Here is a 10442-nt window from a genome sequence, read left to right on the forward strand (position 1 = left end):
ATTGACCACTCTGAGGCGCGCACGTCGGCGGCGCGAGGGGGAAGAACTTCCTGGCATACATCCGCTGCAATGGGTCTGAGGAGGGAGGCCAGGCAGATTCCGCGCTAAAAAATGAACAGTTTCCTAATCGGGATCAGCACCTGGATTTCTCCAGAAGTGTCGTCGCCAGGGCAGGGAGCGCTGTGGGAATCCAGACCACGTTTCCTTTCGGGAACAAGCCTCCAAAGATGTCATCGGTCATGGCCTGACGTCCCCATGACCAGTCTGACAGAGGCCTTTGGACTTGGCCGTGGGTGTTTCGGACGCGAGGGCGTGCTCAGGGGTACTGGTACGTTTCCTGAACCCGGGGGGTCTGGAAGGGCGAGCTGCGTTTCCATCGTTGACTCCAACTGAGGCCACCGTTTCAGAATGAGCGGGACCCAGAGCTCTGGAAGACGAAAGGGGAAGCCAGCTTCACCGTCAGATCCATCGGCTTGAATCTGCGGCCTGATGCAGGTCAACAATTTAGCTTCATCACTCGTTACGCTATTGAAAGGCCTTGCTGCAGCTTGCATCTGCACCTTCGTCGCCGGAGAAACGCGCCATGGGCGACCGACCAACATTCGCCGCCTGCGGGCATGGGTAGCCTTTGATTGTGACTCAGATAGAGACAGGCTCTATGGCGATTCATCCAAGAAATCTTATTGCTTCGCTAGTAGCGTTAGCACTCATGATTTCCACCTTGCTGATTCCATTGCCTGCCATGGCCATGGCCAGCGATCACGTTTCCCACCCCATCGTCATTGGAACCATGTCAAACAGAATGGATGCTACCGCTAAAGATGCAGAAGGAAAGCTGGAATCTACCTATGGTGAATTGACTGGCGATACTGGACACCAAATCAAAGGAAAGGCCAAGCAGGTTCAGGCCTCTGCCATGAACACAGCAGAGGACATGAAACAAGGCGCTAAGTCAGTTGCCAGGAACGTTCGCGATGCAGCCGGACAAATGGCAGACGATCTGAGCTGAACCACACAGACGTCGCCATTGCAGGATGGCGACGTCTGCTGACAACTCTATGCTCAGGCTGGCAATCGCTAGGCTGAGCGTGATCTCATCCAATCACGATTCATTCCCGTTCACGGAGAGAAATGATGCTGGAGTCAATCGCCGTACTCTTGGTCGTTCTCTGGCTGCTCGGCTTGCTGACCAGCTTCACCTTGGGAGGATTGATCCACATCTTACTCGTGATCGCAGTGATAGCGATTATATTCCGCCTGATCAGCGGGCGTCGTATCTGAATCCTTATGAGGCACCCAAACCCCATGAATCCATATATTATTGTTGATACGGCTAAAGCATTCGATCAGGCAAGTGCCGATCTTCAGGCCGCTGTGACAGCGAACGGATTCGGCGTGTTGGCAGTACTTGATCTCGGTGACAGCCTGCGCAGCAAAGGTATCAACTTCTCCGAGCAGTGCCAGGAATTTGAAGTGTGCAATCCCCAGCTGGCAGCCTACGTACTGAGCAAGGACATGAAGCTGACCATGGCCCTGCCCTGCCGGATCTCCGTCTTCACCGAAGCAGGCCAGACCAGGATCGGCATGATCCGGCCCGTAGACATGCTCAGCAACTTGTCCACCGAATCAGGTTTGATTGAGCTGGCCCACGACGTTGAATCCGCCACGACAGCCATCATCCAGTCTGCGGCAATATGAACAGCAGCAGCATGAGCGGCGGCGGCCTGCGCTCACGATGATGCCCAACAATCACGCAGACAACCGGCCTTAGACCCGAGGCAAGGAGAACCACAAAACAATCCCACCGAGGATGGATCCACCCCAACGAAGGAATCCAACCAAGAAACCCAACCAAGAAATCCAACCAAGAAATCCAACGAGAATGAGTCCAGCACCGCAGCGCCATGGGCACACTGGGGAGTTGGACGACCTGAATGGACAGCAGCTGCAGGAGAAGCTGAAGTCTTCAGCGATTGGGCTGAGTCAGACCGAAGCGCTGCGTCGCTTAGCGCAGTATGGCAGTAACGAACTTGCCGAAAAGAAGACGAATCAGATCCTGAAGCTTCTGACCTATTTCTGGGGTCCGATTCCATGGATGATTGAAGCAGCGGTGCTCCTCTCCGCAGTGGCCCAGCATTGGCCAGACTTCGCCATCATCCTGCTGCTGCTTCTCGCCAATGCGGTGATCGGTTTCTGGGAAGAACACCAGGCTGGTCATGCCATCGCGGCACTCAAAGCCAAGTTGGCCATGAAGGCGCAGGTGAAACGGGATGGCCAGTGGACCACTGTGGAGTCGCGGGAACTGGTACCGGGCGACGTCATCCATCTACGCCTCGGCGACATCGTGCCAGCGGATGCGCGCTTGCTGGATGGTGATCCGCCGCAGGTGGATCAGTCGGCACTGACGGGTGAATCGTTGGCGGTCACGCGCCAATGCGGTGACGCCGTGTTCTCGGGATCGATCATCCGCCGGGGTGAGATCGATGCCATAGTCTACGCCACAGGAGCGAACACATTCTTCGGCAAGACCGCTGAACTGGTGCAGGCAGCTGACAGCGTCAGTCATTTTCAGCAAGCCGTTCTGAAGATCGGCAATGTGCTGATCCTGCTGGCTGTGGCGCTGGTCTCGGTGATCATCACAGTCGCGGTGCTGCGCGGCGACCCACTGCTCACCACCCTTCAGTTCGCCCTGGTCTTGACCGTTGCTGCCATTCCCGTGGCCATGCCCACCGTACTCTCTGTGACCATGGCTGTGGGAGCGCGTCTGCTGACAAAACAAGGGGCGATCGTGACACGGTTGGCGGCCATTGAAGAATTGGCTGGCGTGGATGTGCTTTGCTCGGATAAAACGGGCACACTGACCCAGAACAAGCTGACACTTGGCGATCCTTTCAGCGTCAGGTCGTCCAGCTTGGATTCATCCAGCGAGGACAGGGATCCGGATCTGGTGATTTTTACCGCAGCCCTGGCCTCACGATCCGACAACAAGGATCCGATCGATCGAGCTGTGCTGGACGGACTGAGCGATTCCCAGAGACTGGATAACTACGAGTTGATTCATTTCCAGCCCTTCGACCCGGTGCAGAAGCGAACCGAAGCCACAGTCAGGGGATTAGATGGGCTCGAATTCAAGGTCACCAAGGGTGCACCGCAAGTGATCCTGGCGTTATCGGCCAACCGTGCCGAGGTGACGGCTGCCGTCGATCGCGCGATCAGGGGGTTTGCCGCACGAGGGTTCCGCTCGCTGGGCGTGGCCGGCACGGATGCTCATCAGCAGTGGCAGTGTCTTGGAGTCTTACCCCTGTTTGATCCTCCGCTCGACGAAGCCAAAGCGACCATCGCCACGGCACACCAGATGGGCGTGACGGTCAAGATGGTGACCGGTGATCAATTGCCGATCGCCCAGGAAACCGCCGAGAAACTGGGAATGGGCTCCATGATTCTCGATGCCAGTGGTTTCGGAGCCACCACGCCTGATCAGGCGGAGCGATTGGAGGAGTCGATCGAGAGGGCAGATGGATTCGCCCAGGTGTTCCCTGAGCATAAGTTTCAGATTGTGGATGTCCTCCAGCAGCACGGCCACATCGTCGGCATGACGGGCGACGGCGTCAACGATGCTCCCGCGCTGAAAAAAGCCGACTGCGGCATCGCCGTTTCGGATGCAACAGACGCGGCGCGTGGCGCGGCCTCGATTGTGCTGATGAAGCCGGGACTGTCTGTGATTATCGAGGCCATCAAGACAAGTCGCAAAATCTTCCAGAGGATGAACAGCTACGCAATCTACCGCATCGCGGAAACTCTGCGCGTCCTGCTCTTCATGACGGCCTCGATCCTGGCATTTAACTTCTATCCCGTGACCGCAGTCATGATCGTGATGCTGGCCCTACTGAATGACGGCGCCATCTTGTCGATTGCCTACGACAACGTTCATGTCAGCAGCGATCCAGAACGATGGCATATGCGCACGGTCATGGGGATCGCGGCAGCCTTGGGCGCCATTGGGGTCGTTTCAGCGTTTGGCTTGTTCTATCTCGCGAAGCGCGTCTTTCATCTTGACCGTGCCCATAGTCAGACCCTGATGTATCTGAAGCTCTCCGTGGCTGGACATCTGACCATCTTCCTCACACGCACGCGCGGGCCTTTCTGGTCCATACGACCGGCACGGGTTCTGCTGTTGGCCGTTTGCGGCACGCAACTGGTGGCAACGCTGATCGCGGTGTATGGATGGCTGATGACCCCGCTGGGGTGGGATTGGGCCCTGGTGGTCTGGGGCTATGCCCTGGCTTGGTTCTTGGTTAACGACCGCCTGAAGTTGATGGCTTATTCGATCCTCAGCCCACAACTGCCTGCCAATTGACCAGGAGGCAACGACGACGCCCATGCGAGCCGGCCATGCCGAGCTTGGAGCGGCCCTGGCCAGGATCGCCATAGCGTTGGACCAGCTCCTCCACCCTGGCCTCACCTGCCCGTTGCGGCCCAATACCCGTGATCCAGTTCCTCCACACCGCCGACTGGCAGCTCGGCAAGCCCTATGCCCGGGTCAGCGATCCCGACAAGCGGGCCCGCCTGCGCCAGGAGCGTCTGAGCGCCATCGGGAGGCTGGGGCAGGTAGCGCAGCAGCACGGGGCCGCCTTCATCGCGGTGGCGGGTGATCTGTTCGATTCCCACCAGCCCACCCGCTCCGACGTGTCGGCCGCCTGCAGCGCCATCGGGGCCCTGGAGCTGCCTGTGCTGGTGATTCCAGGCAATCACGACCACGGCGGCGCCGGCAGCCTCTGGCAGGAGCCCTATTTCAAGGAGGAGCGTCAACAACTGGCACCCAACCTGCAGGTGCTGCTGGAGCGCCAGCCGTTGGAGCTGGCCAGCCTCGGCCTCGGCGCCGGGGTGGTGCTGCCCTGCCCATTGCTGCGCAAGGCCGAACCCGTCGATCCCACCGCCTGGTTGCGCCACCTGGACTTCACCGCCTGGGCAGACCAGCCCCGCATCGTGCTGGCCCATGGATCGATCCAGGGATTTGGCGCGGAAGACAGCAGCGACACCGACGACGAGAATCCGCCGGTGCCCACCAACCGCATCGATCTGGCCCGCCTGCCGGCCGGGGAGATCGACTACGTCGCCCTCGGCGACTGGCATGGCCTCAAGCAGGTGAGCCCGCGGGCCTGGTACGCCGGCTGTCATGAGATGGACCGCTTCCCGCGCAGCGCCGCGTACAGCTCCGGCCAGGTGCTGGTGGTGAGTGTGTCGCGAGGCGCGAAGCCTGAAGCCGTTCCGGTGCCCACCGGCGGCATCCGCTGGCATCAGGTCGCCCACCGGTTCAACAGCGACGCCGACCTGGAGCGGCTGGAGCAGCTGCTGCGGGATGCCATCGGCCCCCGCAGCAATGAAGACCTGCTGCTGCTGGAGCTTGAGGGCAGCCTCAGCCTGGCCGCCGCCGGCCGCCTGCAGGATCTGCTGCAGCGCCTCGAGGCCCGCCTGCTGCGCCTCAAGCGGCGCGACCGCACCCACGTCGCGCCGGATCCGACGGAACTGCGTCAGCTCACCCGGCGCTCCGGTGATCCGTTGGTGGCCCGCGTGGCCCAGCGGCTGCAGAAGCTGATCGAGAGCAGCCCGGAAGACTCCGCGGAACTGGCCCGCATGGGCCTGCGCGAACTGCACCGCGCCTGCGAAAGCCACTGAAGACCGACGATCCACGAGGACACACCAGCCCATGCGCCTGCTTTCGGCCCGCATCCGCGACTACCGCCTGCACCGTGACCTGACGGTGAACTTTGATCCCCGCTTCACGGTGATCGCTGGACCGAACCAGTCGGGCAAGAGCACCCTCGCCGAAGCCCTGCACCGGGCCCTGTTCCTGCCGGTCAAGACCGGTGGCGCCGTGCTCGAGGGCATGAAGACCGATCCCTTCATGGCCGATCCCGAGGTGGTGCTGGCCTTCGCCGCCGGCGGCGACACCTGGACGCTGCGCAAACGCTTCGCGGGCAGCCGCGGCAGCATCGCCTTGCAGGACTCCGGCGGCCGCAGCCTCCAGGGCGATGCCGCCGAGGAACGGCTGGCTGAACTGATCGGCACCGCCGCCGTGGCCCGCAACCGTGCTGCCGCAGACCAGCTCAAAGAGCGGTGGGGCCATCTCTGGGTCTGGCAGGGGTCCGCCAGCGACAACCCCCTGGCGCTCAGCTCCAGCGCCTATGACCACGACCGGCTGGTGGAGCGTCTGCAGGCCGGTGCCGACCTGGGGGTGCAATCGCCCCTGGATCTGGCGGTGCTCGACGACATTCAGACCCGCTGGGCCACGGTCTTCACCCCAGGCAGCGCGACGCGTGCTCCCCAGCTGCGCCGGGGATCGGAGTTGCAGCGGGCCCGCGAGGCGATGCAGCAGGCCGAGGTTGAGCTGGCCGCCATCGGCGACACGTTGCAGCAGCAGGCGCAGGCCCAGCAGGCCTATGCAGCGGCGACTGAGCTTCAGGACCGCCTGGCCATCGAACTGCCGCAGCGCCGCAAGGAACGCCAGGCCCTCGAGGAACGCCTGGGGCGCAGCCGTGAGCTCCAGACCCTGATCGACCAGGAGGGCCCTCTGCTGGAAGGGCTGCGCAAGCAGCTGGACGAGCAGCGGCGCGACCAGCAGGAACTCCAGCAGCAGGGCCAACGGGTGGCCGCGCTGGAAGCCGCGCTGGCGCCAAAAGCCGCAGAGCACGGAGCCCTGTGCAGCAAACTCCCGGCGGCTGAGCAACAGCGGCAGGCGGCACGTACCCAGCTCGATACCCTGCGGCAGGCCAGCGCAACCGGCACGACCGCCGCTGAACAGATCGAGCAACGGCTCAGCCGTGTCCGCCTGCAGCTTCAGAAACAGGAACTGGCGCAGCAGCTCTCCAGGGTCGAGCAACTGCAGGCAGACCTGACAGGCCTGGAGAAGGATCTGCAGCGCCTGCCCGCGATCGATGCCAAGGCGGTGGAGGCCCTGCGCCGATTAGGGGAAACTGTCCAGACCAGCCGCGCCAGGGCGGAGGCCATGGCAACGGGCCTCGAGGTGATCCGAGCCGGCCAGTCCATCCGGGTGGATGGCGAGGACCTGACTGCCGGCACCACCCGGTTGCTGGCCGAACCGACCGTGCTGAGGGTGGGCAACGACGTGGAGTTGCGGCTGGTGCCCGGTGGTGGCACCACCGCCGCTGCGGCGCAGCAGAAGCTGCAGGACGCGGATGCGGCCCTCGGTAAGGCCCTGAGGCTCTGGCAGGTGAGCAGTGTTGAGGAAGCTGCCACCGCCGAGCGTCGGCGCAGTGACCTGCTGGCGGAACGGGAACGGCTGGCCGCTCAGCGTGGTGCCGAGGATCCGGCGAGCATTCGCCAACGCCTCACGGCCCTGGAGGCACAGCTCGCAGCACAGCCCGCCGATCCGATCGACGACACGGCGTCCGATCAGGACTCGACAGCCCGGCTCGCTTCCCTGGAGCTGGACCTGCAGAACGCCCGTGCCGTCCGAACCCAGGCTCTCGCCGCGGAGCAACAGCAGCAGCGCAGCCTGGAAGCCAGCGAAGCGGCGCTTGAGGCCCTCAAGGCCTCGATCGAGACCACCAGCCAGGCACTCCGCGATGGGGAGTCGCAGCTGCTGGAGGCCCGGACCCGCATCAATGCCGTGCTGCAGCGTTGCCGTTCCGCCGCCAACCTGGAGACGGTGATCACCGAGCTGGTCACGCGCCTGCAGCAGAGCGAAGCCAGGCTCGCCGCGCTGGTAGCCGAGCGGGCCGCCCTCGAGCCGGACCACCTGGATCTGCAGGCCCGGAGCCTCGATCGGGCCATCGCCACGCTGCAGCAGCAGGAGCGTGAGGCCCATGAAGCCCGCATCCGTGCCGAGAGCCGACTGCATGGCGATGGACGCATCGATCTGCAGGCTGAACTGGAGCAGAAACAGGCCGAACTGGAATCGCGGCGGGTGGAGCGGGAGCGCCTCGAACAGGAGGCCGGCACGCTCAACCTGCTGCGCCAGCTGCTGGAGGAGGAACAGAACGCCATGGCAAGCCAGTACGCCGCTCCGTTGACGAAGCGCATCGCCACCTACCTGGCCCATGTGTTCCCGGATGCGCCCCGCACGGCGCTCTCCTACGACGCCCGCCATGGCTTCCAGCAACTGCAATGGCGCCGCGGCGGTGAAGCCGCCTTTCCATTCGAGGTGCTCAGCACCGGCGCTCGGGAGCAGTTCGCCGCCGCCCTGCGGGTGGCGATGGCCGAAGTGCTGGCCGGGGCCTACGACGGCAGCCTGCCGCTGCTGTTCGACGATGCCTTCGCCCATTCCGACCGGGAGCGGCAGGCCGGTGTGGTACGGATGCTGACCGAGGCCAGCGCCCAGGGTCTGCAGGTGGTGCTGCTCACCTGTGACCTGGAACGCAGCGCAATGATCGAAGCCGCAGCCCAGGTCAGGCTGGGTTCCGGCTGAGGCCGCCCAGCCCCCGCCTGAGCCGGAAACGCTGCAGCGCTGCAGCGAGATCCTCCAGGCGCACCGGCTTGGTGAGGAAGTCATTCATGCCGGCAGCCTGGCATTCCTGGCGCTGCGTCTCGAACGCATAGGCCGTCAGGGCGATCACGTCGATCTCCTGGAATCCACGCCGGCGCAACTCACGCGTGGCTGAAACCCCATCCAATCGGGGCATCTGGATATCCATGAACACCAGATCAATCCCACCGGCCTCGATTCGCTCCACGGCGGCCTGACCATCGGCAACAAAGTCAGCCTTGAGGCCCAACTTGGCCAACATCAACTCAATCATCCGCTGATTGACGCGACCATCTTCCGCCACCAGGATTCCGACATCCTGAAGGCCTTCCACTTGTGTTTCCGACAGCACCTCGGATTGCGTTTCCGAGGGCAGCTCGGCTTGCGTTTCTGACGGCAGCTCAGCTTGCGATTTCGATGTCGCCGGCCCGTCGGCTTCCAGGTCCACCGGATCACCCGGTTCCGATTCCCCCACTGTGGGCAACACTGACCGCGCTGGGGCCAAGGCGAGGCCGAAGGGAATCGTGGCCGTGAAGCAACTCCCTTCACCGAGCCTGGAGACCACGGCAAGATCGCCACCCATGAGCTTGCAAAGGCGGCGGGTGATGGCCAGACCAAGGCCGGAGCTGCGGCCATCCTGATCGCTCAAGGACTGACGGGTGAACTCTTCAAACAGGATGGCCTGAAAGTCGTCGGAGATGCCAAGGCCCGTATCCGTGACCTTGAAGCCAAGGTCAACACCATCCTCACCGCGCGGCGAAGACTTGACAACGAGACTGACACCACCGGCATCCGTATATTTACAAGCATTGCCGAGAAGATTGAAGAGGATCTGACGCAACTTGACCTCATCCCCAAGCAGCCATCTCGGCGCCTCTGGAGCCAGCGAAACCTCGAGCGTTAACGCCTTGTCATCAGCCACCTGACGAAATAAAGTCTCACAATCCTTGATCAACAGGTGGAGATCGAATCGCCTTAAAGCCAGCTTCAAGCGCCCGGCTTCAATGCAGGAAAGGTCGAGAATGTTGTTGATCAGGCCAAGCAGATGCTCACCGCTCCGCTGGATCGACTGGGTCAGCTCGCGCTGCTGCTCATCCTGATCGGTGTGCATCAGCAGCTCCGTCATGCCGATCACCACATTCATCGGCGTCCGAATCTCATGGCTCATGCTGGCCAGAAATCGGGTTTTCGCCTCATTGGCCGCCATCGCTTCATCCCTCGACGCCTTGAGCTCACGGGTGCGCAGCTCCACCTGCATCTCCAGATCATCCCTGGCTGCGATCAAGCGCTCCCGGGCTTGAACGATGGTGCTCTGATCCCGGAAGGTGAAGATCAAGGAACTCTGGCCCGGCAGGATCACCGTGGCCCAGGACACCTCGATGACGCGGCGTGGCGGTGCTGTGGTCATCTCCCAGGTCACTGTTCCGTTGCTGTCCAACGTCCAGAACGGCAACAACGGCAGCGGCTCAGCCTCACCGAGTCGATAGCGGGGCGGCAACAGCTGGATCAGCGGGACGCCCAGGCACTGAAGCCGGAGCCGGTCGACGAAGCGCTCGAACGGAGCATTGGTCCATTCGACAACGCCCTGTGAGTCAGTGAAGACCAGACCCTCTTGCACCACACCGAGGGCCGCTTCCATCCGCCCCAGGGTGGAACGCAGCGTCGAGATCAGTATCTGGGGATCCTCCAAAACGCTCAAGCGGGGGGACGCCGATCCCCGGAACGCGCTGATCGCCGGTCGATGATCGCGTTGATCACGCCTACCCGTTCGATCTCTCCGATCACCTTAGCCGTGGTGTGCGGGGAGGCCCCAGGCAGACAAAGCCATCCCTAAGAGTTTGCTGAAAAACGAGCCCACGAGCCAGTTTTCCACAGGCATCAGTGGATTTCCGGCTCAAAAAGTCGGATCGGCGGCTATCAGAGCCGCAAACTGCCCGATTTCGGCATCGTTGGCCTC

General features: G+C 62.6%; 8 protein-coding genes. 7 read left to right on the forward strand and 1 reads right to left on the reverse strand.

All coding sequences use genetic code 11. The annotated features are described in order from the left end of the window. The first annotated feature begins 709 nt into the window (after nt 1-709). From VB777_RS03940 to VB777_RS03965, 6 genes are all read left to right on the forward strand, one after another. Nucleotides 710-1009: a CsbD family protein gene (locus tag VB777_RS03940; protein WP_323247235.1), complete on the forward strand. Its 300-nt coding sequence runs from the start codon at nt 710-712 to the stop codon at nt 1007-1009. 125 nt (nt 1010-1134) lie between these two features. Beyond that, the gene (locus tag VB777_RS03945) at nt 1135-1281 is read left to right on the forward strand and encodes a lmo0937 family membrane protein (protein ID WP_322757624.1); all 147 of its coding nucleotides are present in this window, start codon (nt 1135-1137) and stop codon (nt 1279-1281) included. 24 nt (nt 1282-1305) lie between these two features. Continuing rightward, on the forward strand, nt 1306-1698 hold the full coding sequence (locus VB777_RS03950; RefSeq protein WP_323247237.1) for a DUF302 domain-containing protein: 393 nt from the start codon (nt 1306-1308) through the stop codon (nt 1696-1698). A gap of 223 nt (nt 1699-1921) precedes the next feature. Further along, entirely contained in the window at nt 1922-4357 is a 2436-nt protein-coding gene (locus VB777_RS03955) for a plasma-membrane proton-efflux P-type ATPase (RefSeq protein ID WP_323247239.1), read from the forward strand. A gap of 128 nt (nt 4358-4485) precedes the next feature. Next, nucleotides 4486-5676 carry a DNA repair exonuclease gene (locus VB777_RS03960; protein ID WP_323247241.1) on the forward strand — a complete coding sequence of 397 codons (1191 nt, stop codon included), beginning with the start codon at nt 4486-4488 and terminating at the stop codon, nt 5674-5676. Nucleotides 5677-5707: 31 nt separating this feature from the next. After that, complete coding sequence (locus VB777_RS03965; protein ID WP_323247243.1) at nt 5708-8428, forward strand: AAA family ATPase; 2721 nt, start codon at nt 5708-5710, stop codon at nt 8426-8428. Here the strand turns inward: VB777_RS03965 and VB777_RS03970 are convergent. Further along, nucleotides 8409-9743, reverse strand: a complete 1335-nt coding sequence (locus VB777_RS03970; protein ID WP_323247245.1) for a response regulator — start codon at nt 9741-9743, stop codon at nt 8409-8411. The genes VB777_RS03965 and VB777_RS03970 overlap by 20 nt on opposite strands. Before the next feature lie 67 nt (nt 9744-9810). On the opposite strand from VB777_RS03970, the gene VB777_RS03975 reads away from it, so the two are divergent. After that, the gene (locus VB777_RS03975) at nt 9811-9972 is read left to right on the forward strand and encodes a hypothetical protein (RefSeq protein ID WP_323247247.1); all 162 of its coding nucleotides are present in this window, start codon (nt 9811-9813) and stop codon (nt 9970-9972) included. Nucleotides 9973-10442: the final 470 nt, after the last annotated feature.

This window comes from Synechococcus sp. CCY9202 (assembly GCF_034931685.1).
Lineage (GTDB): Bacteria > Cyanobacteriota > Cyanobacteriia > PCC-6307 > Cyanobiaceae > CBW1002.